Source organism: Paenibacillus sp. 481, assembly GCF_021223605.1.
Taxonomy (GTDB): domain Bacteria; phylum Bacillota; class Bacilli; order Paenibacillales; family Paenibacillaceae; genus Paenibacillus_B.
On the sequence record NZ_CP075175.1, the window covers coordinates 3,574,297 to 3,598,054 of the forward strand.

Annotated in this window: 20 protein-coding genes and 1 pseudogene; 16 read left to right on the plus strand and 5 right to left on the minus strand. The window is 43.1% G+C overall.

Going from position 1 to position 23,758, the window contains the following annotated elements; translation table 11 throughout:
- Nucleotides 1-209: 209 nt before the first annotated feature.
- Nucleotides 210-362, plus strand: coding sequence for a hypothetical protein (locus KIK04_RS15755; RefSeq protein ID WP_232274579.1), 153 nt, complete (start codon nt 210-212; stop codon nt 360-362).
- Nucleotides 363-546: 184 nt separating this feature from the next.
- Here the strand turns inward: KIK04_RS15755 and KIK04_RS15760 are convergent, their stop codons facing one another.
- Nucleotides 547-987, minus strand: coding sequence for a hypothetical protein (locus KIK04_RS15760; RefSeq protein WP_232274580.1), 441 nt, complete (start codon nt 985-987; stop codon nt 547-549).
- Between the two features lie 267 nt (nt 988-1,254).
- On the opposite strand from KIK04_RS15760, the gene argS reads away from it, so the two are divergent.
- The 4 genes from argS (at nt 1,255) to KIK04_RS15780 (ending at nt 5,875) form a co-directional block, all read left to right on the plus strand.
- Nucleotides 1,255-2,973, plus strand: coding sequence for an arginine--tRNA ligase (argS, locus tag KIK04_RS15765; protein WP_232274581.1), 1,719 nt, complete (start codon nt 1,255-1,257; stop codon nt 2,971-2,973).
- Between the two features lie 86 nt (nt 2,974-3,059).
- Nucleotides 3,060-3,413, plus strand: coding sequence for a hypothetical protein (locus KIK04_RS15770; RefSeq protein WP_232274582.1), 354 nt, complete (start codon nt 3,060-3,062; stop codon nt 3,411-3,413).
- 235 nt (nt 3,414-3,648) lie between these two features.
- A complete protein-coding gene (locus KIK04_RS15775; RefSeq protein WP_232274583.1) occupies nt 3,649-4,416 on the plus strand; it encodes a hypothetical protein in 768 nt (255 codons plus the stop codon).
- 235 nt (nt 4,417-4,651) lie between these two features.
- Nucleotides 4,652-5,875, plus strand: coding sequence for an MFS transporter (locus KIK04_RS15780; RefSeq protein ID WP_232274584.1), 1,224 nt, complete (start codon nt 4,652-4,654; stop codon nt 5,873-5,875).
- A gap of 194 nt (nt 5,876-6,069) precedes the next feature.
- Here KIK04_RS15780 and KIK04_RS15785 read toward each other — a convergent pair whose 3' ends face one another.
- Nucleotides 6,070-6,573, minus strand: coding sequence for a VanZ family protein (locus KIK04_RS15785; protein WP_332329973.1), 504 nt, complete (start codon nt 6,571-6,573; stop codon nt 6,070-6,072).
- 1,208 nt (nt 6,574-7,781) lie between these two features.
- Between KIK04_RS15785 and KIK04_RS15790 the strand changes: the two genes are divergently transcribed.
- From KIK04_RS15790 to KIK04_RS15805, 5 genes are all read left to right on the plus strand, one after another.
- Complete coding sequence (locus KIK04_RS15790) at nt 7,782-8,054, plus strand: DUF2971 domain-containing protein (protein ID WP_232274585.1); 273 nt, start codon at nt 7,782-7,784, stop codon at nt 8,052-8,054.
- Between the two features lie 44 nt (nt 8,055-8,098).
- Nucleotides 8,099-8,230 carry a hypothetical protein gene (locus KIK04_RS24215; protein ID WP_269670951.1) on the plus strand — a complete coding sequence of 44 codons (132 nt, stop codon included), beginning with the start codon at nt 8,099-8,101 and terminating at the stop codon, nt 8,228-8,230.
- A 652-nt stretch (nt 8,231-8,882) separates the two neighbouring features.
- Complete coding sequence (locus KIK04_RS15795; protein WP_232274586.1) at nt 8,883-9,233, plus strand: hypothetical protein; 351 nt, start codon at nt 8,883-8,885, stop codon at nt 9,231-9,233.
- A gap of 271 nt (nt 9,234-9,504) precedes the next feature.
- The gene (locus KIK04_RS15800) at nt 9,505-10,869 is read left to right on the plus strand and encodes a hypothetical protein (RefSeq protein WP_232274587.1); all 1,365 of its coding nucleotides are present in this window, start codon (nt 9,505-9,507) and stop codon (nt 10,867-10,869) included.
- 320 nt (nt 10,870-11,189) lie between these two features.
- Nucleotides 11,190-12,062, plus strand: coding sequence for a hypothetical protein (locus KIK04_RS15805; RefSeq protein ID WP_232274588.1), 873 nt, complete (start codon nt 11,190-11,192; stop codon nt 12,060-12,062).
- Nucleotides 12,063-12,754: 692 nt separating this feature from the next.
- Here the strand turns inward: KIK04_RS15805 and KIK04_RS15810 are convergent.
- Nucleotides 12,755-12,874 (minus strand): annotated as a pseudogene (locus KIK04_RS15810) (excalibur calcium-binding domain-containing protein); the annotation flags it as partial.
- A gap of 435 nt (nt 12,875-13,309) precedes the next feature.
- Here KIK04_RS15810 and KIK04_RS15815 point away from each other — a divergent pair.
- The 5 genes from KIK04_RS15815 (at nt 13,310) to KIK04_RS15835 (ending at nt 19,878) form a co-directional block, all read left to right on the plus strand.
- Nucleotides 13,310-14,173: a sugar phosphate isomerase/epimerase family protein gene (locus KIK04_RS15815; RefSeq protein ID WP_232274589.1), complete on the plus strand. Its 864-nt coding sequence runs from the start codon at nt 13,310-13,312 to the stop codon at nt 14,171-14,173.
- Nucleotides 14,174-14,208: 35 nt separating this feature from the next.
- The gene (locus tag KIK04_RS15820) at nt 14,209-15,270 is read left to right on the plus strand and encodes a Gfo/Idh/MocA family protein (RefSeq protein WP_232278762.1); all 1,062 of its coding nucleotides are present in this window, start codon (nt 14,209-14,211) and stop codon (nt 15,268-15,270) included.
- 115 nt (nt 15,271-15,385) lie between these two features.
- Nucleotides 15,386-17,572 carry a hypothetical protein gene (locus tag KIK04_RS15825; protein WP_232274590.1) on the plus strand — a complete coding sequence of 729 codons (2,187 nt, stop codon included), beginning with the start codon at nt 15,386-15,388 and terminating at the stop codon, nt 17,570-17,572.
- A 170-nt stretch (nt 17,573-17,742) separates the two neighbouring features.
- The gene (locus tag KIK04_RS15830; protein ID WP_232274591.1) at nt 17,743-18,615 is read left to right on the plus strand and encodes a sugar phosphate isomerase/epimerase family protein; all 873 of its coding nucleotides are present in this window, start codon (nt 17,743-17,745) and stop codon (nt 18,613-18,615) included.
- A gap of 660 nt (nt 18,616-19,275) precedes the next feature.
- A complete protein-coding gene (locus KIK04_RS15835) occupies nt 19,276-19,878 on the plus strand; it encodes a class I SAM-dependent methyltransferase (protein ID WP_232274592.1) in 603 nt (200 codons plus the stop codon).
- Nucleotides 19,879-20,128: 250 nt separating this feature from the next.
- Here KIK04_RS15835 and KIK04_RS15840 read toward each other — a convergent pair whose 3' ends face one another.
- The gene (locus KIK04_RS15840) at nt 20,129-21,820 is read right to left on the minus strand and encodes a gluzincin family metallopeptidase (protein WP_232274593.1); all 1,692 of its coding nucleotides are present in this window, start codon (nt 21,818-21,820) and stop codon (nt 20,129-20,131) included.
- A gap of 219 nt (nt 21,821-22,039) precedes the next feature.
- On the opposite strand from KIK04_RS15840, the gene KIK04_RS15845 reads away from it, so the two are divergent.
- Nucleotides 22,040-23,008, plus strand: coding sequence for a hypothetical protein (locus KIK04_RS15845; RefSeq protein ID WP_232274594.1), 969 nt, complete (start codon nt 22,040-22,042; stop codon nt 23,006-23,008).
- Nucleotides 23,009-23,194: 186 nt separating this feature from the next.
- Here the strand turns inward: KIK04_RS15845 and KIK04_RS15850 are convergent, their stop codons facing one another.
- Complete coding sequence (locus KIK04_RS15850) at nt 23,195-23,524, minus strand: YnfA family protein (protein ID WP_232274595.1); 330 nt, start codon at nt 23,522-23,524, stop codon at nt 23,195-23,197.
- Between the last annotated feature and the right edge of the window lie 234 nt (nt 23,525-23,758).

The window sequence follows — 23,758 nt, forward strand, 5'->3', positions numbered from 1 at the left end:
TAGGTATGGTGAGCGGCAAATTCATTCGATCATGGATGCACATCCTTCGTAACATATCCATATATGTAAATTAAAGCGAAAACATTTTTGCCAATACGCGAATTTCTTAAAATGTTGCCTCATACGCATATTCCATAACGATGTTCGCGACGAACTTTACAGCGCATGAACGAACAGAAGTCAAACAAATGAAACGAAGGAGCGAATGGATGATGAGAAAAAAACTATGGTGCTCATTGCTTGTCACATGTATGGGAGCTGCTTTCTTGTTAGGCTCGGCAGATGCGGCCGTTACGCAGCTAGTGAGCAGTCAGGCGGAGGGAAATGGTTCGCAAGGCGGGCCTGTCTTGCCTTGGGAATAGTTAAATTGGGGACGGTAAACATTGTTTTGTAACCGCTTACTATGTTGTGTTCTCAGCATCAGAGGTATGCAGGTTTATGTCAGTACCAATACAAACAAGAGCCGTGAAGGGCTCTCCCTCAGCGGCTCTTGATTATTAGTTATTTTAAAGACTTTAAAATGAGATTATCCAATTCTCTTGTTTGCTAAAACGCTCTGATACCAATATCGTATTTATATCCACTGCCACCATCATCAGGAACGATGATGAGTCGGTATTTTCCGTCATAACTTGAAGGTGGTCTAAACGTTCTATTCACAAAATAATTATTAAATTTAGTCGTTTTGGCCGTAGCAACTTGTTTGTTGTCTTGATTGTATATTTTAATCGTCATTCCGGCTCTGTTCTCATCCCGCAACGTGTATCGAATTTCATTTCCAAAAGTGTGATTGTAATAAAACTCGAGTTGAACTTCTCCATGTGAAGGAATGAACCCAACCTCTTTGATTAAAAGCGCCTGTATACGTATATCTTCTTTTTGTACGGATGAACGGATCGGCTTGGAGTCTAACGGAGCAAGAGCAGAGACAGGAATTGCAGTAAGCATTGTAGCCAGAGCGACAAAACATAATAACCTTGTTTTCATTGCACACTCTCCTTAATCAATTTGGGATGCGATTAAGTTGTAAGCATGGTCTAGATTGAACATAACATGTTCAAAACGTTTAGTAAATACATTCCTTAAAAGTAAATAATTATATTTTCAGAATGTATAATTCAAGTTTCTCTTCTTCCACAATATCAAGTTGTCCTCCACAGACAAACTGTGTATAATATTTCCTAATTCATGCACGGACACCTGTGTCACGCTGTTTTTTTGGCATACAACCCATAAAGGATCGGTGAAATTACAATGCACAACTACAAACAACGCGTTGCTCATCAACTCTCTTCATTTATACAAGCAGTCGAAGAACATGACATTTTGGCATTGCTCGAATATCCACCGAATCCAGACATGGGCGATATATCGCTGCCTTGTTTCAAACTAAGCAAACTGCTGCGCAAATCGCCGCAAGACATTGCTAATGAATTAAAAGAAACCATACACGGTGACGACATTGAGCGTGTAGATGCGGTTGCGGGGTATTTGAACATCTTTTTGAACCGCTCACAATTTGCTCATGAAGTCGTGAACAGCGTTCTTGCAGCGGGCGACCGTTACGGTGCGCAACAAATCGGGCAAGGTCGAACTGTTGTGATTGATTTTTCTTCACCGAATATCGCGAAGCCGTTTCACGTTGGGCATTTGAGATCGACGGTGATCGGTAATGCGCTGTACCGCATTTTTGCGTATTTGGGCTACGATGTTGTCGGCGTAAATCATCTTGGGGATTGGGGAACTCAATTTGGCAAGTTAATTGTGGCCTACCAACGCTGGGGCAATCAGCAGCAAGTGGAGACCGGAGCGATTGATGAGCTGCTGCGCTTGTATGTGAAGTTCCACGATGAAGCTGAATCGAATCCAGAGTTGGAAAATGAAGCCCGTGCGTGGTTCGTCCGGATGGAAGCAGGCGATAAGGAAGCTTTAGCCCTGTGGGAGTGGTTCATAGACGTTAGTCTTAAGGAGTTTCAAAACATATACGACCTGCTGGGCGTTCAATTCGATATTTTCACTGGAGAGAGTTTCTATAACGATAAAATGGGGCCTGTCATCGAAGAGCTGCGCACTAAAGGCTTGCTCGTCGAAGATGATGGCGCTTGGCTCGTCAAGTTGGATGAGTACAATATGTCCCCTGCGCTGATGCTCAAAAAGGACGGTAGCTCGCTTTATCATACGCGCGATGTCACGGCCGCTCTTTACAGAAAATCGCACTACCAGTTTGATAAAGTGATCTATGTAACGGACTACGCCCAAAATCTCCATTTTCAGCAATGCTTCAAAATTGTTGAGTTAATGGGATATGACTGGTCCAAGGATCTGATCCATGTTCCGTTTGGTCGCGTTAGTCTGGAAGGCATGAGCCTGTCGACCCGCAAGGGGAACGTCGTTAAATTAGATGATTTGCTGAAGCAAGCCATCGCTAAAATTCAATCCATCATCGAAGCCAAAAATCCTCATTTGGAAAATAAAGAGGAAGTGGCGCGGCAGGTGGGTGTCGGGGCTGTTATTTTTAACGATTTGAGTGCAAATCGGATTAAGGATATTGTGTTCTCTTGGGAAGATGCCCTTAACTTCGAAGGGGAGACGGGGCCGTACGTGCAGTACACGCATGCTAGAGCTTGCAGCGTCTTGCGGAAAGCGAATGGCGGAGAGGGTATTGATCTGCCAGAGCAGAATGTGCCGTTTGCGCCTGCGTTGCTTCAAGAGCAATCTACGTCACAAGTGCTTAAAGAGTTGTATCTGTTTACGGAGCGTATCGAGCAGGCGATGGTGAAGTTGGAGCCGTCCATTGTGAGCCGTTATTTGGTTGATTTGGCGCAAGCGTTTAACCGTTTTTATCACGATTGTCCAATCCTAGTGGACGAGCCTGAATTGCGGGCGGCAAGGCTATCCATTGTAAAATGTGTCCAAATTACGCTGCGCAATGGCTTGCGTCTGATCGGCTTGCAATCGCCAGAGAAGTTGTAGCCTAAGTAAGGTTGATGTGAAATGTCGGACACAACGTTTCTCATTCACATTCGTAAAATAATGTGTAAGATGAAATCGAGGTGGTTATGATGAAAATTTCAGCAAAGTATGTTGGTATTGCGTCATCCTTAGGTATTTTATCTTTTTTGTTTATTTTTTGTTATGCCAATCCTTATAATAATGAGTTCGAAATGGATTGGGTCAAGCAGAGGAACATTCTGTTCGTGTTAGGATTGCCTGCTGTTATTAACTTGTTGTCCATTATCTTCAATAGGTTTGTTCTGAACCTTGTTACGCTTGTATGGTTATCTCCCTTTATGTTTTATGTGGGACTGAGCAAAATACCTAGTTTGTGGAATTGGTTTGCTTTTTTCACATTGATTCAGATTGTTACACTATTTTTCTTGAAAAAGAAAAAGAAAAAGAAAATGAATATGTGATGTGCTGCTACGTACCTTTTCGAATTCAACAATATTATTGTTGAGGCGAAGAGGTTTTTTTTGTTCAAAGGGATAGTGTTTTTTCTATCATAAGAGACCCTGAGAATAAGAGTTTGGATTAGCGAGTATTCGACAAAGAAGGACAATATTAGATCATTAACGCTATAGACAAAGTCTTTTGAACTTAATATACTAAAAAAAGGAAGGAAGAAACATAAATTAGGAGGTAGGTTTTATGAAGAAATGGTTGTCTATGAGCTTTGTTTTTTCACTAGTACTATCTTTAAGTTTGGTTTCACCTGTCTCATCTGTCTCAGCTAAAGCAGTAACTGCTTCTGTTCTCACAGCAGAGAATGGAAGTGAAGTGGTGTTAGACAAAGTTGAGGTGTATAAAGACGCTAACGGTTATGATCGTGTAAGTATTAAAGGGACCAGACCGACGAATGGCGAGCCACAAAAATATCATATCACTGTCAACAGACAAACAGGTACATATAAAACTACACTTGAAGGATTAAGCGCTGCTGATACGAGGGAGATCAATGCTAGTCAACAAAACACTGAGAATTCGCAGCTTGCTACATCGTACTGGACAGCTTGGGTAAAGGGAACGGTTACGGATCCTCAACCGATTAATGCTTCATTGGCTTCTTTGCAAGTAGATTTAACATGGGGGATTAACGGCTCTATTGTATCTTTTTCTAGCAACAATCTTACTACTTGGGCTGCAAAACCATCCTCTCTGGGAACAAATTGGTTTACTAAAAAATCTCACAAAAGTGCCCCTTCTTACAGATATTCAGGAAATGATGCAGTTAAAGTTGTTCAAGAAGGTAGCGCAGAGTTTTATAACTATGACTTCCTTGATAATAATAAAATAACAGAGGCTTCTGTATGGATTCAAATAACAGGGAATAACAACAAAACGTATACGTATAACCATGACACTGGTTTTAGAGGCGAGGCTTCTCTTTTGTTAGATTTGGATATCGTAACAAATTAATTAAAACGGGCCCCTTACTTATTCAAGTAGGGGCCTTTTTTATCAGGAGAAGAAGAACAGAAGGTGTATTCTGTTCTTCTCAGGCTGTCGAGAAACGCTCGGCAGCTATTTTTATATGGATGCCGTTCAATACGATTTTCCAAATATAACTTTGTGATTTCCTGATTTATCCACTAAACTGTTCTCTAACAGGTGAGGCTATGCACCATCAACAAAGAGGAAAGTGGGCGGATTAGTGGATAACGGGATGGGGAGATGGAAGCAGCATGCTTTACTGTTAGGTGGAATTGGGGTTTCTCATTTTGGCAACTGGATCTACTTAATTGCGTTGAACATTTTAGTGCTGGATATGACGAATTCAGCAGCTGCTGTAGCAGGGTTATACATAATCGGGCCCATTGCGAGGCTGTTTACGAATTTATGGGCAGGTTCAGTCATTGATCGTATGAACAAAAGGCATTTGATGATTCTAGCGGACGTTATTCGGGGAGCGTTAATTTTCCTCATTCCATTGATGTCGTCGATATGGGCGATATATGTCATTATGTTCGTTGCTAATTTAGCGTCAGCTTTTTTCGGCCCGAGTTCAACCTTTTATATTACAAAGTTAGTTGCACCAGATGAGCGCAAGCGATTCAATTCGCTGATGAGTATGCTAACTTCAGGCTCATTTCTCCTAGGGCCAGCGATTGCAGGCGTACTCATTATTACGATCGGGACCGCTTGGTGTGTTGTTATAAATGCGGTCAGCTTCTTTATATGTGCATTTCTGATCAGCATGCTGCCAAATGTGGTGGATGAGAATCTAGCGAAGCGGGAGCCTGTTCGTCTGCGAGTCATACTAGAAGATTGGAAGCTTGTGCAGCAATTTATGCTAGATTCGCGCTATTTTATCCGCATTTATTTGCTGTATCAAAGCGCAATCATGATTTTCTTCGCGCTCGATTCGCAAGAAGTGACGTACATTAAGCAATACTTACACCTTGATGACCAGCTTTATGGGCTTATTGTGAGTCTAGCAGGAGTGGGAGCGCTGCTCGGTGCTGCGGCATCAGCCATTGTGGCAAATCGATTCTCGCTCCAAGCGTATTTAGCGGTAGGTATGCTATTTTCAACGCTCGGCTATGCGATGTTTTATTTATCTTCTCAATTTTGGACGGCTACGTTCAGCTTTGTCTTCTTAGGATTTGTGATGTCTTTTTCAAATACCGGATACAGCACGTTTTATCAAAATAATGTGCCTACGTCTATTATGGGGCGATTCGGGAGTACGGAAGGTATGTTTCAAAGTGTTGTGCAAATTATAGCTACATCTACGCTAGGATTGATGGCAGAATGGTTTGATTTGCAGCTTGTGTGTATGATTTTTGCGCTTATGGCCGTTTTGATTTCGATTGGCTTGTTCGTAAACGTATACCAGAAGTCGAAACAGTCTTATTATGCGGAAAGTCAGATGTAAACTTCGGAAATAGAAGTGTTAGCACCGCAAGCTATGGAAGTTGGTATGTCGGAACGTTAGCCCAAAAGCTAAAAAAAGCTATCCATAGCGCCCCTCTTGGAGCTGCTGTGGATAGCCGTAAGAGCTAGGTGAGTTATATAAGACGTGAAAGTCGCAAGTTCGTATGCGTCCGCCATGTGGTTGAGGGTAGGGAGTTAAGATGATTTCTGCTGCGCGAATGTGCGCCAAGCAAAAAAGAGCACGATCAGAACAATTCCGATCGAGTCGACCCACACATCCTCAATATGTCCTGTCCTGCCGATGACAAACGATTGATGCCACTCGTCCGAGCACGCATATAGGAATGAGAAAAAACCTCCAAAAAGAATCGCAGTTCCTCTTCGTAACGATGTCGCTAACAGCGTTTTGATAGACAGAAAGCATAGTAATCCGAACGATACCACATGAGCCGCTTTACGAATAAAAAATTCAACAAAGTCATAAGGCTCTTCCCAGCTCACACGCTGATTGTCATAGGTAAAAGAAATGTGCGGAATGTACTTTTGCAGCGTTTCTGCCTCGATATAGGAGGCAAAGGCTGGACGTAAATCCTGCTCCGAGTAGGACTGTGATGATTTATAAAAAATAAACCCCATCCATACGATGGTAAGCAGCATCCAAATCATAAATTTCCGTTGATGTGTAATCGTCATCGTCATGCAGAAGCTCCTTTAATCGTAACAATTGATTGATAAATATTAGCCTATCATTTGTTAGAGGGCGGAGCAACTTAATCGCGGCATATGCTTGTTGTTGATCTGCTGCTCAGCGTGAAAGGCATTCCCTTTATTGTAAACACGACTTTATTTGCTAGCGGCGTTACGACGTATTCGTTTTGACATTGGATATAAGGAGCAATACATTTCCGGAAGCATCGGAGACATTAGAGGATAGCTCTGTGTCTCTTTTTTTATGTTGTTGTGTGGGAAAAAGAGGAAGGGGTGATGGGGGATGTCGAATACATATGTGAAAGCATATTAAAATGTTGTAGTGCATGAGGATGCATGCCTATGGTGAGATTGCAACAAAAAGTGGTTCTAAAAGGATTAAGTCTCAAAACATAAAAAGCTTATTTAGGCCATGTAGATCGATTCATAGAGCATGGTGATTACGTGATGGAGTCCGTAACCCCATTGAATGTGAAGAGTTATATGTTGAAATTGCATGAATAGAAGCGATTGCATAGTTACATTAATCAAGCTATCAGTTCTTTGTACTTCTGTCTATGTGTTGTGGAAGGGGAAGTAGGTTTTTCAAAACGTTGGACACACCCTAAACGGAAAAGAAGTTGCTGACAGTGTTGTCAACGGAAGGAGTCCTACGCTTGTTACAGCAAATTGATAGCCGCAAGCACCGTGTAATACTTACTTTGGTAAAACGGGATGTAAGGAATATAAAGGAAAATACAGGTAAAATTTACTTTGTAACGGTAGTGTGGTCTCATTTTATGGATGTGAGATATAGAAGGAAATTAGGTCTAGGGAGCAAGGTTGAGTAAAGGGAGAGAGTGGGTGTTGTTGTGTTGATAATATAGCGTGTTTAATGTTTCGTAAATTGTAAGTATAGGGGCAATTTGCGAACTTCGTAAATCGTACTAAAGTTGATTTGTTCACGAAATTTGTAGATTTGGTGTTATCAGAAACTATTGTAAATAACATAGGGAGAGGGATAACATCATGGGTGAAATAATATGTCATTACTGTTGCTTAAATACTTTCATAAGTATTGTTTCTAATATAAATAGAAGATTAACGTCAGCATTTAAAACAAACGATAGTACCGAGATAACGTGGATAGTTCATCAATTACAAGAGACACTAAAGAACAAACGAATTGATCTTGATAGTCTTGCGTCTGTTTATGAATATTGGACAGAGCATTTTTTAAACCTCATATTGCGTGCTTTTCAAAGTATGGTGCTCTTCTTAGACAGTGGAGGTCATACGCTAACGATGGAAGAGGAGTAGCTATTGGTTTCGAACTGGATTATTTTAATGCTATTAAATCAACAGAAAATAAAGAGTTCGTAGTTAAAGATGTTATTTACGACAGTCAAAGGCAAATAGAAGTAATCAAAAATGAGTTAAGTGAAGAAAAAATAATTGAGGAATATAAAAAAAATTCACAAATACGAATATAGACTTTATATCACTGAAGGTTGTAGGTGAAATTTTTCGGCACGGAATGAGGTTTGAAAATGCAGGTTTTTCAGAAGAACAAGAAGTAAGAATTATTCATGGAATTGATGAGTTAATTGCTGAGCCAGTTGTATTTGAGTACAGAGTTACAGAAGATGATTTAATATCATTTATCTAACTTCCATTAAACCCCAGACACGAAGTGCGTCCCATCGCAAATAATAGGAACGAAATGTAAAGCACAAATTGAAGAAGTGAAAGGATTCCTTTAAAAATATTTATATGTATATAAAGTGGAAATTATTAAATCAGAATACACATACAGATAATTCGAGGAAGACAATTACTTTTGATAACACCGAACAATCTTTCGAGGCTAAGTACGATGGACCCAGTCGCATGCGTTTCTTTAAGCCTCTCGGGTTCGTAGATACAAGAACGTTAGAGGAAATTACCGTAAAGGAGAAACACATGAACAAAATAGAAATACTGAAGCAATTTCTCACAAATCATTTTTTTAGTTTGGAAAATGACAGTTATTCTGGTGAAGATATTATACAACCACCTTTCGAGCTCTCCCCTAGGGACTATCTTCAATTTGCTGAACTAGAGTTAGTCTCAACTAAACATAATCATTTGAGTTTAATTAACTGTGTATCACATATTAAACGAGCTATGGATTGCCAAATTGAAACATTCTTTTATTCGTATAATTTATATAAGTTCTTTAAAATAAAAGGCTAGGTATTGATAAAAAGCTTGAACTCCTTCGTGAATCAGGGGTGTTTAGTTCAAGATCACTATCGAGATTGAATTCTATTCGAAATAAGATGGAACACGAGTTTGAAGTACCTAAAATTCAAGATATTGAATTGTATTATGACCTAGTATCTGCATTTGTATCAATCCTCGAAAGCCATATCTTAATGTTGGAGATTTATGCGGAATCAAATTGGTATTTAAAAGGTGATGATGTTTTTTTGAGGTTCAGCATTGCTTTTTCTATAAAAGAACCAAAAATCAAAGTTAGTTGGCGCTCGAAAAAGGAAAATGAAGTTGAACTAGAAACCAATTTGAATGAAATAACTGAGTTCGCTTATTTTCTGAAAGCGTTCTTTCTGATTTCGAAAACTTATGTTTACGCCAGTAAAAAGTACATCATTTCACAAATAAATAACTAAACAGACAAAAGAACGTTTAAGTAAAGCTATTCGAAGAATATGGTAACAACATATTCACGTATCGGGCTTATTGGCCCTCGGTCTGCGAAATGCGACTGGCAGTGAAGAGGACTCAGCGGACACATTCGTACCGACTAACCGCATCGCGGACAGGTCCTGACGGAGCCTTAAGTCGGTGGGACGACGTGAATACAGGAACGTTAGCTGAAATTGATGTATGAAGAAGAAAATAGAATTATAATTAATGTGCGAGAATAAGGGAGGGGTTTTAGTGTTAAGTATAAAGAACTACATAGTATCTAATATTTCTTCTAAAAATATTATTTCTCAATTAATGGAAACGATTAACAGTGTGGGGTATGTTCTTCCTATTGAAGAAGCAAAGAAAACATTTCAATTAGAACTTGGTATACCCCACGTGGAGCATGATGATAACAATACAAATAGACATATGTTTGAGTTTAATTATTTGAGAAGAAGACTTTTAAGTGTTAATGAGTATACTTGGAATTCTTTTTTTCGTTTTAATAATGTAAATTACTGCATACTAAAAGTAGGAGAGGAAAGTGAGGAGGATTCGAAAAAAGCGAAAAATACGAAATTCTCAATTGATATATGCTTTATACTGATCGATAATGACTTTGATGAAATTGACAGAATTCTAGGATGTTTTAAAAAGCGAATTCCATCAATAAAACAATGGGAAGAGTATAGACGTATTAGTAAGACATTTGATGAACTCAGTAAAACATATACTGCGCCACTGTTTTCTAAGGAAGAGTATTATATTGCAAATAGTCTTTATGATCCAAGTTTACTCAATATACTCATGTCAATAAAATCTTCAGGAGGATTACTTAGAAGGGATGTTTTGACGAAATTCGAGAGAATTCTGGATATAAATTTGTTTATTGAGAAACTAATAGATCTAAAATTACTTAGGTCAGAATATGTGGTTTTGTGTAAAAAGACTTCTGAACAAATTAACAAAGCTCCCGTAAAGGAGAGCATCAATTTAATGGGGGAGCACGGCATCAGGTGTAGTCGTTGTAATAGATTAATTACAGATGAGACAGTAGAAGAATATCTTGCGGTCACTGATACAGCAAACGGAATGTTGGATGGAAGCAAATGGATGACGATTAATTTAGTTGAAACATTAATTAATCTAGGGATATCAGAACAAGATATTTTAGTTAATATTACTCAAGGTCCAGAAGAAATTGATGCTATTGTGTCAATAGGTGATGAGATTGTCCTTTTTGAGTTGAAGGATTCACAATTTTCACTTGGACATGCATATGCATTCCAAAGTAGACTTGGTATTTATGAAGCTGAAACTGGGGTTATTTGGGCTACAAAGGGAGTGGCTCCTGAGGTTAAAGAGCACTTTAATAAAGTAAAGCCAGATGCTGAAATATGCTATATAGAGAATATTGTATCGCTAGTGCCCTCGCTGGTTACTATAATTGAAAAAATTACATGGGCTATTTTAGAAAGAGAGTTATCTTCACTCTCATCTACAGGAATTATCATTTTAAATATCCCTGGTGGTATTATTGAAGATATAAAAATAAAGAAGAAAACCAACCAAGAGTCAATCGATTTAAAAGTTGCTGCCTCTATTGAAGGTTAGGTATTGAATGGAGTATGGAATAATCCCATACTCCATTTTATTTTGATTGCTTATCGAGATGACATCAACCTCAGCTAACACCGTATCCATACTACGGGGGACAAGCCCCTTTAATTTGACCGAAGTATTTCAAAGAATATGGGATCAGGAGATAACCATAAGTCTGTCGTACTCGGTCGCGCTGCTCCCTTAAGTCTTTCGGATTCGCAGATACAAGAACATTATGCGAAACCTCAAAAATTCGAATGTTAGTGAAATTTCTGGGAAAAGATGTGTTACAATTAAACTAGATAAATATTCCTCAGTAGGCAGGTGGATACATGAAGATAGAGTGGGCATTTTATCAGAGTGGTTCGGACACAGAGGAAGTATTTTATGAGCATCTTGATAAGTATTTATATGAATCCAAATATCAAGGACATCTGTACTGTATTAGTGACGAGTGCAATGCAATGATTAAATTTACACATCGCAAAGATGGAAAAAAATTTTATAGTACTTGGAATGGTCAAGGAGATCTACACGATATAGACTGTCCTTATTATCTTCAATATAAAGGGGAAGTTGAAAAAAAGAAAATTCTTGATGTAATTGAAGCGGCTTCTGTAACGGATGAACATATTATTAATACAATAGCAAATAAGAGTAAAAACCTAAAATCAAAAGATAAGGTAAAAATACCAATCAAAAAACTGAAAACGAAAAAGACATTGGAAGGCAATCAAGCTAATACTATAGCAGTAGTTGATAACGGAGAGATCGATGACCTTGGAAGTTCAAAAATAAGGATTTTTAGCCTTGATTCTATGCATATAACCCCTGACTATGTAGGGTATAGAAAGTGTATTTTCGGAAGAATTAGGCATGTGCACTTTCATGAAGACGATGGTTACGCATATATTAATCTAGTTAATGAAAAATATCCAATTAGTGTTTATTTGCCTCAGGCTTTCTATGCTGATCCAACTAAAACAACAAAAGAGGCATTAGAAGCATTCTTGACAACTATAAATCAAGAACTAAAAGTGAAAAAAGAATTGATAATTATATGTGTAGGCATGATTCGGTACAAAGGAAACAATAAAGGGATCAATGTTCATGTTATCAGTCCACTTCACCTATTGATCAATGACAGGAAGTATTACGAAATAATAACCGAGAATTTAATTAGTGAGAATCCCTACAAGTATTGATATTTCGAATACGACGTTGTTATATTTACTTGTTTTGTTGGTAAATTCGATGAAGTCGAGGTCTTCTCATAACACCGTATCTACACTGAGGGCTCTACCCTTGGTTTGCAAGAGGTTGTAAGCTAGAAAGTTGAATCAGCGAACAACCCTGCGAGGCTAAGTCCGTCGGACCCGGAGCGTGCGCGCCTTAAGCCTCTCGGGTTCGTAGATACAAGAACGTTATAAGAAATATCCCCGCAAAATTGCAAAAATAATAAGTAGCTCACTTTCTACATAGACAAGGAGTAACAATGGATAATCCTTTATCAATAATTATTTCATATATATAAAGGAAAAGAATATATTACTGAGGTTCTTCCTGAAGGAACAGATTATGAGTAAGTTGCTGTAGATTTATTAAGTTCAACAAGATTAGTTATAAGTGAAGTTAAAGTAAGTCAAGGTGGAAATGTGATATGGAAAAAACTTTTATGACTAGAGGTTCATTTTAAGAAATGACATGAAATTAAGAGTAATAAGTGACGCTCTGTAGGTGGGGACATCTTATAACAACATTTTCACGCATCGGGCATTCGCCCTCGGTCCGGCAAGTTGGATTTCTGGGAAGCAGAGGCAGCCGAACACACACCTGGCATTAGCTAGGCGTCGTGACAAAAGAGCCCGAGAAATGGGCTCTTTTGTTATACTCGTATTTACTCGCAAGCCACTCCATCTTTATCGCGATCAAGCTTTGTTCTATACCCTGGATCACCTTCGTATAATGGAGCTGCACCCGCATCACGCGCAGCCGTACAGTTCTTGTAGTAGACTTCCGTTGTCTCTTGAACCTTTGCTTTCTTTTTCTTTGTGCTGGATTTTTTCTTGGTTGTTGATTTTGATTTCGATTTGGATGTACCGCTTTTCTTTTTTACATTTTCCAGCTGAATTTCGGTATTCGGACTTGCTACAGCGTTAGCGGCGGACACACTGCTGCCGATCGAGCTCAATGCGAACACGGCAATTAACATCGATAACACCAATTGTTTCTTCAACATGTAACCTCCTTAAATTTCTTCATTTTATATATTACGACAAAACATTTCAATTTCCTCCATTTTCCTTAGAAAATATAGGTACAAAATCCACATCCGAGATTTGTGGAAGAAAGTCCAACTTTTTTGGAATATAGTGCAATGGCTTTTGTGTTCACTTTTTTATAATGGAGAAGACAACAGCCTGACACCATTTCGCATAAAGGAGTGACTCATTTGAAACTGGGAATAAGTACGTACAGCTTGTATGCCGCGATGCAACGCCAGCAGATGTCGGTGACGGATGTGCTTGTGTGGATACAGGAACAAGGAGCGGAACATGCCGAAATTGTGCCGTTAGAATACGATTTGTTGGAACAGTCAGCACTGGTGACGCAAATTCGGGACACGGCAGGCAACATCGGACTGGAGCTGTCCAATTATTGTATGGGGGCTAATTTTGCAGGGCTAAATGAAAGCGCTTTTGATAAAGAGATTGAGCGAGTAAAGGCACATGTGGATGTGGCAAATGAGCTAGGCATTAAGCATATGCGGCATGATGTGGCGAGCCGCCCGCATGCAGAGACGGGGTACGCGTTTTTTGAGCAAGATTTCCCGCAGCTAGTGGAAGCGTGTCAGCAAATTGCCGACTATGCGGCCTCATATGGCATAACGACGACGATTGAAAATCATGGCTTCTATGTACAGGCAAGTGAACGTGTAAAAAGGCTTGTACTCGCAGTGGATCGCAGCAATTTCCGCACGACATTAGATGTAGGTAACTTCATTTGCGTTGATGAGAATCCACTTACAGCGGTGGCTAACAATATCGATTTGGCATCAATGGTCCATTTGAAAGATTTTTATTTGCGACCTGCTGACCGCAACCCTGGCGGTGGATGGTTCCGTTCGCTACACGGGCAATATGTGCGCGGTGCGATTGTGGGGCAGGGAGATTTACCATTATACGATTTGATTCGAATCGTGAAGGCAGCAGGGTATGACGGGCCTATTTCGATTGAATTTGAAGGAATGGAAGATTGTCTGGAAGGTACACGACTTGCACTGGAAAATGCGAGACGGATATGGAACGAGGTTTAACAATAAATAAAGGTGCAGAGGGGACGGAGTTCGTGATGAGTAAAGTAAGAATAGCATTAATTGGGGCAGGTTCGATATCAGATAATCATTTAGCCGGCTATGCTGAGAACAAGGAAGCGGATATTGTTGCGATTTGTGATTTGAATGAGGAGCGCGCGCGGGCAAAAGCAGATAAGTATGGCGCGACTAAGGTGTTTACCGATTATAAGGAGCTGCTTGCGGATCAGGAAATTGATGCGGTGAGCATTTGTACATGGAACAATACGCATGCCCATATCGCGATCGCGGCCTTGGAAGCGGGTAAGCATGTGTTAGTAGAGAAGCCGTTGTGTAAGACGGTGGAAGATGCACTGGCCGTGCAAACGGCTCAACAAAAGAGCGGAAAAACGTTGCAGATCGGCTATGTACGCCGCTATGGAACGAATACGAGTGTGCTGAAAAAGTTTATTGATGCAGGCGATCTCGGCCACATTTATTACGCGAAGGCGTCATGCTTGCGTCGGCTGGGCAATCCAGGCGGATGGTTCAGTGACATGGAGCGCTCTGGCGGTGGGCCGTTGATCGATTTGGGCGTGCATATGATCGATTTGTGCTGGTATCTTATGGGCAAGCCGAAGGTGAAATCGGTCAGCGGCAATACGTACAATTTGCTCGGCAATCGCGGTCATATTGAGCATTTGTCGTTCTATCAAGCGGCTGACTATAATGCGGAGTTGAATACGGTCGAGGATTTGGGCAATGCATTGATTCGTTTTGAAAATGGAGCTTCGCTTGCGGTAGATGTGAGTTTCTCGCTGCATTTGAAAAAAGATGAGTTGTCCGTGAAGCTGTTCGGAGATAAAGGTGGAGCTGAAGTGGAGCCGGAGCTAACGATTATTAGTGAGCGGCACAATACGATTATGAATATAGCACCGCAAATTGATCATTTAAGCTTTGATTTTGAGCGTGGTTTCCAAAATGAGATCAACCATTTTATCGATTGTTGCCTTGGACGGACAGAAACGATTTGTCCGGTTGAGGATGGGGTCGAGATGATGAAAATGTTGTGCGGCATTTACGAGTCGAGCAAAAAGGGCACGGAGATTGTGTATACGTAGAGGGTGTTAAACGTATTCGTATTCGTACGCGAATGGCGGACTAAGCAATTCACTCGAAAATCGGCATCTATGCCACGTGCTGTGCGCGATTGAATGAAGAAGGGAGAGAGGGCGATTGAGTCACGCGCCGCTGCTCGCTGTTATTACACGCGGCGATAACGATTTGCTGCACGCGATCCGGCTTGTGGAACCGAGGGTGGATGTGTTTCGACCTGAAGAGCTGCGAGCTGGCTTGCTGGATGCATATCCAGCAATTGCGTTGCTGGGCGGTACGGAGGAGGACCCGTTGCTATTTCCTGCGCATCAGCGTGTGGTGTTGGAGAAATTGCTGGCGCAGGGGAAGCGGGTATTTGCCGAGTATACGGCAAGTATCGGTCATGTGTATTGCGAACCGCCGCAATCGACCCGCTATCAGCGCTTAGTGTACTGCTCGAAAGAGATCGCGCTTGGCGATATGCCAGCGGGTGCGCTGCTCGATGACCAATGCGGCTTGCGCATTCGTCCGTACGCAAAAGCTTGCACGCACCATGTGCCGATGTTGCAATTTGCTAAAGTGCACGGACATGATCGGATTGCGCTTGATGATGCGTTCTACGCGCAAGTGTCAGATCGTGCGCTCTGGTTCGAGCGACCGGATGAGCTGTTAATTTGCGTGTTCCGTTTGAGCCCGTTTGTGCGGGCGCGGTACGCGCCGGTGCAGCGAATTCGCCACGTCGTTGCATACGTTATCGGCTGGCTGCTTGGTCGCCCTGTTACGGCCGCGATGTTGGATGCGCTGCGGCCGATGGTGCGGGCTTCTATAAGGCACAGTAAGCAGAAGGATTGGAGCGGCCACGAGGGGATCATGACGACAGGTACGATCGTGACGAAAGATGCAACGGTGACGAAAGTTACGACTACAGATAGGGGCGTTCAGGAAAGTAGGATCGCGGTCGATTGCGCGGTAGCTACAGTGGATGCGCTCGACCATGCTACAGTGGCCGCGGTCGATAGCGTGGCATCAGAAGTGGATGCGGTCGATAACAAAGCATCAGAAGCAGCGTTTATGGACGCTGTAACGAACTCCGCTTGCCGCGCGATCAACTGGTTCGAGCGCTCTGGCGTGCTGTACGACGAAGGCCGGACCGGTGTCCATGAGGGGCTCGGCACCGAAATATACGGCGACGGCACGCAGCGCATGAGCCGCCTGCAACGGGCCGACTGTATCGGTGAAACGGCGATGGCGTTCACGATGCACCACTGGCTGACAGGCGAGCAAAGGAGCCGCGTCATCGGGGAACGGCTGAACCAATACGTGTTTGACTACTTTTTGTGCACAGAACATGTACCTTGGAGCGGGATGATGCGCTGGCATGCGGAAGCGTGGGGGCTATGCTTCCAAGATGATGCGGCACGGGCGATTTTGCCCCAGTTGTGGCAATGTTTTGTGGAAGGATCAGATGACCATCTGGACGAGTGCGTGATGGCACTTAACTTTTTGCTCAAGACGACAGGATCGGATGGAACGAGAGTATCGCGGACAGAGGCGATCATGCTGGAGCGGGAGCCGACGATGATGCAACAGCTGCGGCGAGAGCCTGCCGAGTTTCCGAGCGCTCACTACAACGCCTACTACTACGCGGCACTCCTTATGGCTTACCAGCTAACAGGGCTGCGCCTATTCCTCGATGCTGGGCAAAAAGGTCTTGAAGCCCTAATGGCCGTGTACCCCGACACGATACGTGAGCAAAGTCAGACACAGGAGTTGTGCCGCCTTATTTTGCCGTTGAGCTGGCTGTACTGGGCTACGCAACAAGAGGTACATCGCGATTGGCTTTATCGCGTAACCGCAGATTTGCAGACTTTCAAACATCCCTCCGGCGCTTATCTGGAATGGGATGAAGGGTACAAAGCGTTAATGCGGCCGGGAATTGGTAACGGGGAAAGTTCGCTTATCGCGGAAAACGGCAATCCCGTCGTCGACTTGCTGTACTCGAACAATTGGCTGCCGATGGCGTGGATGCAAGCTTATTTTGTGACCGAAGATCCGCTGTTTATCGATCTTTGGCAGGACAGTGCGGCATTTGTGTTAGAGGCACAAATAGATAGCTCCAATGCCCAAATCGACGGCGCATGGGCGCGTGCCTACGATGTGGAGTTAGGCGAAGTGTTCGGTTCATTGGCCGATGTCGGTTGGGGGCCTTGGGCGATTGAGTCGGGCTGGACGGTTGCCGAGTTGGCGAGCGGTCTAATGGCGGGTGTGATGAAGGAGAAGCTTGTAGCTAAATTTCGGGAGCACGCCGAAGCCACAAGAAACAAGTAGCATGTAATAAGTAACAAATAACAAATAACAAGTAGTGTGTAGTATGTAGTAAGGAGTAAGGCGCGAACTGGTAACAACAAATCAGAAGTAGTATACAGCGAGTGCAACATCAGGGATACCGCTGAAAAATAAATCTTAAAAAGATGTCCAATAAGGAGAGTGGCTTAAGCATGGTCAAACTAACGAATGCAATCGGGGTCATTACGGACAGTTTCCGACTGCCAGTACGCGAGGCGTTGTTAAAGGCGAAGGAAGTTGGCGCGGACGGTGTACAAATATATGCGACACACGGTGAAATGGATGCAGCAAATCTTACGCCAGCAGCCCGCAAAGAGCTGCGCAGCTACATCGAGTCGCTTGGTCTGCAAGTGTCTGCCCTAGTCGGCGACTTCGGCGGACACGGCTTCCAAGATCGCGCGGCCAACCCAGAAAAGATCGAAAAGTCTAAACGCGTACTCGATCTAGCCTTGGATCTCGGCACGAATATCGTGACGACGCACATCGGAATCGTCCCGCACGAGCAAAATGAAATTTACGCCACGATGCAGGCCGCTTGCGAAGAGCTGAGCCAATATGCGAACAGCTTGAACGCCCATTTTGCAATCGAAACGGGGCCTGAGCCTGCCGCTCACTTAAAATCGTTCCTCGACACTTTGTCGGGACGTGGCTTTGCCGTCAACTTTGATCCTGCCAACATGGTCATGGTTACAGGGGATGATCCCGTGCAAGGTGTGCACATCTTAAAAGATTACATTGTGCATACGCATGTCAAAGACGGCGTCCGCCATCGCGAAGTTGACCCACGCGAAGTGTACGGCATGCTTGGCTACGAGCCGATGACACATGAAAAAATCGCCGAAATGGCGACCTCCGGCCCGTTTCAAGAGTTAGCGCTCGGTGAAGGCAAAGTCGACTTCGACGCCTATTTCCAAGCACTCGTTGATATTGGTTACACCGGCTATTTGACGATTGAGCGTGAGGTGGGAGATTCACCAGAGGCTGATATTCGTAAAGCAGTACAATTTATTAAGCGCTATAAATAATAGCGAATCATTGGACTTATTCCATAGCTGGACAGCGTTATATCGAAACAGTTTCGGGTAATCCTTTTACAAGGGTAGTGCCTCTGCATGTCTTCGTTCTCGCACAGAAAAGGTAGCAAGTATGATCAGCTCAATTGCAATCACAGACTCGATAAATGGTCTTTATGCGTGCGGCTAACCGTGATGGTTTGTCGTACGTTTTTTTATGCAAATGGATATCATTTTCAATAAAATACTTTATGATATCTTAATTTGACTTCTCTAAAACCGAACGTATACTATTAGTTAAATATGAATTCGTTTCTATTAGAAAATATCTCATCACGCCATATACGGCTCAGCTGTTACTTTTGTTGAACATACACCTCACCTACAGTCATCGTTGTCGTTTCATCGTTACGTGTATAAAGTTGAAGCTTTATCTCTTGTACACGATTCCTTTTCGCACCCTTATTTTCCGATAACCTATGTTCCGTCCGGCCATTTTACAGCCATAAATTTAAAACGGTTTAATCTTTTGAAAATGGAGCTCAGCTCAGCTTAGTACGTTCAAGTACGCTGAACTCTTTTTAGAGAAAAAATGGTTGCGTTATGGCTTTGAACAAGGGCAAGTCGAAGACATTTGTCTTCTTTCATATAACTTACTAGGAGGAATTAATCGTGGAAAATGCGAACATGCAGGATCATCTTGAATACAAACAGGAAGAGTGGGATGAGGAGTACAAGACAGGTGTGTGGGATTACTTAGGAGATATCACAGAGTATGCAAGATACGCAATCGTCTATGGGTATATAAGAAAATTTGTGGCAGATGCAGGCGTATTGGATATGGGCTGTGGCACGGGCTTATTGTTCGATATGTTTACGGATAGTGAGAGACAGGGATATACAGGTGTTGATCTTTCGCAGGAAGCGGTTCAAATCGCGACGAATAAGTCGCCAGGGCATCATTTTGACTGTGCGGATATCAATGAGTATGTGCCGCAGAAAAAATATGATGTTGTCGTGTTTAACGAATCGCTGCATTACGTGCCCAATACACCGAATGCACTACTCCGATATGCCGAGCATTTAACAGCTAACGGTGTGATCGTGTCCTCCTTGTATTCGCACAAAGATACGACAACTGTTGCGTATCATCTGATTGAAAAAAAAGTTCAAGAAATAGAAGAGTGCGGGTTATTTGAAGTGCTAGATAAGGTGAGCCTGTTTAACCATAACGCGGGCCTTAAATGGTATATTCACTTGCTGAAGAAAAAGTAGAAGCAACTATTCGCAGCGTGTATATACAATGTTTGAGATGAGATGGACGGTTACGGGGGAAGCCTGCTTGTGAGCAGGTATACTGCCGATTGTTATATACATAAAAAATCGACCCTCCAAAGTCGTTGTGAGGCGGCTATGAGTGGGGAGAGCTATATTTTATTCGTACGTCAGAAGTCACCATTTGTGAAAGGGCTTCCTCGAAAAAAAGAAGAGGGAGATACGTTTATACAAGTATCTCCCTCTTCTGTTATAGGGGTGTGCGTGCATTCAATAAGTGATACAGGCGGCCTTTATGGTCGGAATCCAGTGTTTGGGCAACGACATTTAAGAACCCGTCAACGCTTGCGATACGGCCGCTGTAACGTGTGTAATACGCTTGCATCACACGGTCGACCGACTCTATACCGACTTCCTGCGCCCATATTGCCATCGCGAGCGAGCCTTTCCAGCGATATAGTGCTTCTGCTTGATCGCGCGCTTTTGTTAGCGGTAACGTAATAGGCAAGGTAGTAACGGCTTCAAATTTCCGCACGTTGCCACTAAGGCCGTTGCTCCCACCACCACTAGCGTCACCATGTGCACTGTTACCGCCACTGCTGCCTTCGTTGCGCTGAACGCGCTGAGGCCAAGGAACATTTTTCCGCTCAAAGAGGTAGTAATCTGCTGCAAATTGTGACAATCCTTCCGCCAAAAAGGCATCGGTATGCGGGTTGCTTCCTACGGCCGCTTGAAACCATTGCTTAGCTATCAATTGCAAGATGCGCATCTGCCGCTGCTCCGGCTGCAATGGGTTCTGCCCCCCTTCTCGGCCTATGACAATAACTCCGTCTGTACTATCAAATATTTCACGTAACGGAGCTTCCACAAATGTAAGAGTTTGAGATGGGAGCGGCCCGAATTTTTGCGTGAAAAAATGAACAGCATCTTGTGCCAAGTCGATATCTTTGTTCATTTGGTCGTCCGTAGGTTGAGATCCAACAGCAATGAGCTTTCCACCCTGTTGTAGAGCTCGTTCGGTGACTCCCCAGTGTGGGCTGGCGTAGAACACGAACTGCCTAATACCGCGTGCTTCTGCATAAATATGCTGCCTATGCGGCTGCGCTTGCTTGTGCTCCGGCGACCGTTCTCCATCCGTTGTTCGAGCGGCAGGCTGTGACACTTGTTGTCCAGAGGTGACCACCGTCCAATTCGCGGGCATATCCAGCTTTACCGTATAATCGGCGGCATAAAAAAAGTCACTATTATAGCTCGTATAGACAGGAGCTTGATTCCATACGCCTTCAATCGAATTATAAACAGCTAATTGCGGAGTCCAATACGTTCCGCCCACATAATCTTTCATATAGGACAGGCGTTGTGCGCCGTACGGAACGCTGACTTCGTACTTAATCGTTAGCTGGATCGTTTCGTTAGGGGCAAGCTTTTTCGGCAGCTGGATGTTGAGCATTTGCCGTTTATGTTCGAATTCTGCTAATTGCTTGCCTACGACCACTTGGTGTGTCGTGGCACCGCCTACGAAATTGTCGACCTGTGCTGCTCCTTTATTGCCATCCGTTTCTAACGTTACCCGTAAACGTTCATTCACTGCTTTGTACATCGTAGGTTGTTCATTTAAAAATCGATAACTATCTACATTCCAATGAAATAGCAGCTCACTTAAAGAACGACCAAATACGTTGCGAAAGGTGATCGTTGCTGTGGCGTGAATCGTATGTGCGCGCTCGTCTAAGGTTGCGTCTATATCATAGTGTATCGGGGAGGACATATCTGTCGTTGTTATGTTCTTATTTGTATTTGTAGGTGCACGATTAGCTGTACTTGTGCCGAGTAGCCAGCTTGGCATGCAACCGCTCAACACGCATAAGGTCACAAGTAGCAACATCAAGCATGCGCGTTGTTTACCTTTTATCCAGGTAGAACGGTTTGTCTGATCATACATGAACTGGCTCTCCTCTCTAGGAAGTAGATTCTACTCGTTTTGTGTTTATTTTACGTGTATTCATAGGTTATCTCTATCGATTTAAGTTACATGAAACTTACATTCTTGTCATCTCTAAGTAAGTGGAAATAGTTTTGTCGCTGCAACATTACATGCAACATCGTACGGGCTGGATACGTTATGTAAAGGGTATAGCGTTGCAGTGAAGGAGGGGCAAGCATGTCGGCATACTTTCAACAGTTTGGAAAATACACAGACCGGCTTCCACCAACATTATTACAATTAGTGGAGTTGGCGGAGGAATTGAAGACGCGAGACAAGCCGCTAGAATTAAGCATGCATGTAGACGATAACGGCTATCATTATGCATCGACTCCGCTCGATGTCATTTCTTTTGGTAGCAACGGATGCGATGGCATTCATTATGGATTTCTAACCGATTTTGGCACAGTGGAACATTTGGAAGAGGCTTATATCGTATGCGTTAGCCCGATGGATTTTGGTGACGAGGTACGTATTGTCGCACGTAATCTCACACAGTTTCTCAGCCTGTTGCTCTGGGATGACGGGCTATTGTGCAATAGATTTGAAAGTGCCGCGGCGTATGAACAATATAAGCTGGATTGCGCTGCACAGGGGCCCACCGATTATGGGGACCTTGTCCAATACGAGGCTGAACAGCAGGAAATTAGAGCATTAGTGCAAGCGCGTTGGGGGATTGGTCCGCTGGATAATCCGTTTCATTATATCGAAGAGGTCAATCGCCAGCGGACAAAGGAAGTTGCGTTGTTAACGAGCGATGGTCTGGGCGTTGTTCCGATTTCTAAGGGAGTGACAGCCGCCTTGGTAAATTTGGAAACGACATTCGAGCATACGCATATCGCTTATGTTTGGTTGGATGACGCAGATGTTATTGAATTGGAAGATGTGAAAAAATATTTTGCAGTCGCTTCATTGGAATCGAAGCTGGCCTTTATTCGTGACGCTCAGTCAAAAGGTGTATTCGACGATAGCGATCGTTCGCTGCTTGATTATGTGACGGAGTCGCTATGCTTGTGGGGGATGGAGGACGAGGCTGCACATTTGCAGCTGTCTTTTCCAGCGCAGCCCGAGTGTACGGTTCAGGTGCTGGAAACAGGGATGGTACTTGTATGGGGGGATGGCGATACTGAACATGATAAGGCGTAGCTTCATAATAGGAGGGGCTACACGCTATCGTATTTTTACATTTGCTGAGTCGGATCTAGCCTAAAGTAGCAATCCTAAAGGGATGCAGGGCTGTCGATAACGTGGTCGACAGCCTGCGGATGGTTTGATTTTTCCAGACCTGCTCCAGAATTTCTTCTGACTTCTTACTGACTTCTTACTGAATGCCTATCCTTGACGAGGGGCCCATAGCATAATAGCTACCCCAACTAAGCAGAAAGCTGCACCTATCCAGTCATACATATCGGGTGAGCGTTTATCGACCCACCAGCCCCAAAGCACAGCAAGGATGACGAATACCCCACCATATGCGGCATATACACGCCCAAACGAGGGAAACGCCTGCAAGGTTGGAATTATGCCGTAGCCGATTAAAATGATACTACCTACAATTCCGTACCAGAGTGGACGGGCTTCACGTATCCATAACCATACTAAATACCCGCCTCCAATTTCAGCGAGCCCAGCGATAATGAACAGAATGATTGCAACAAACATAGCGGACAGATATCTCCTTTTTCAGAACATGATTACTACTCATCGTACATGAATAGGTAACGAAAAGACAATCCTCTGTGTGGCTCGTCTAGGGATTATCAAGAACTGATCAAGAATGGATCTAGAACAGATCTAGAACAGATCTAGAACGGATCTAGAACTGATTAAGAACGGAACAAGAACGGATCAAGAAATCGTCAATAATCTATCAAGAACTATTCAGGGAAAGTTGGT

What these genes read in the sequence shown, in the direction of transcription:
- KIK04_RS15755 (WP_232274579.1), top strand. Translation starts at nt 210, where the DNA reads ATGATGAGAAAAAAACTATGGTGCTCATTGCTTGTCACATGTATGGGA.
- KIK04_RS15760 (WP_232274580.1), bottom strand. Translation starts at nt 987, where the DNA reads ATGAAAACAAGGTTATTATGTTTTGTCGCTCTGGCTACAATGCTTACT.
- argS (WP_232274581.1), top strand. Translation starts at nt 1,255, where the DNA reads ATGCACAACTACAAACAACGCGTTGCTCATCAACTCTCTTCATTTATA.
- KIK04_RS15770 (WP_232274582.1), top strand. Translation starts at nt 3,060, where the DNA reads ATGATGAAAATTTCAGCAAAGTATGTTGGTATTGCGTCATCCTTAGGT.
- KIK04_RS15775 (WP_232274583.1), top strand. Translation starts at nt 3,649, where the DNA reads ATGAAGAAATGGTTGTCTATGAGCTTTGTTTTTTCACTAGTACTATCT.
- KIK04_RS15785 (WP_332329973.1), bottom strand. Translation starts at nt 6,573, where the DNA reads ATGACGATGACGATTACACATCAACGGAAATTTATGATTTGGATGCTG.
- KIK04_RS24215 (WP_269670951.1), top strand. Translation starts at nt 8,099, where the DNA reads ATGAGGTTTGAAAATGCAGGTTTTTCAGAAGAACAAGAAGTAAGAATT.
- KIK04_RS15795 (WP_232274586.1), top strand. Translation starts at nt 8,883, where the DNA reads ATGGAACACGAGTTTGAAGTACCTAAAATTCAAGATATTGAATTGTAT.
- KIK04_RS15805 (WP_232274588.1), top strand. Translation starts at nt 11,190, where the DNA reads ATGAAGATAGAGTGGGCATTTTATCAGAGTGGTTCGGACACAGAGGAA.
- KIK04_RS15820 (WP_232278762.1), top strand. Translation starts at nt 14,209, where the DNA reads ATGAGTAAAGTAAGAATAGCATTAATTGGGGCAGGTTCGATATCAGAT.
- KIK04_RS15830 (WP_232274591.1), top strand. Translation starts at nt 17,743, where the DNA reads ATGGTCAAACTAACGAATGCAATCGGGGTCATTACGGACAGTTTCCGA.
- KIK04_RS15840 (WP_232274593.1), bottom strand. Translation starts at nt 21,820, where the DNA reads ATGTATGATCAGACAAACCGTTCTACCTGGATAAAAGGTAAACAACGC.
- KIK04_RS15845 (WP_232274594.1), top strand. Translation starts at nt 22,040, where the DNA reads ATGTCGGCATACTTTCAACAGTTTGGAAAATACACAGACCGGCTTCCA.
- KIK04_RS15850 (WP_232274595.1), bottom strand. Translation starts at nt 23,524, where the DNA reads ATGTTTGTTGCAATCATTCTGTTCATTATCGCTGGGCTCGCTGAAATT.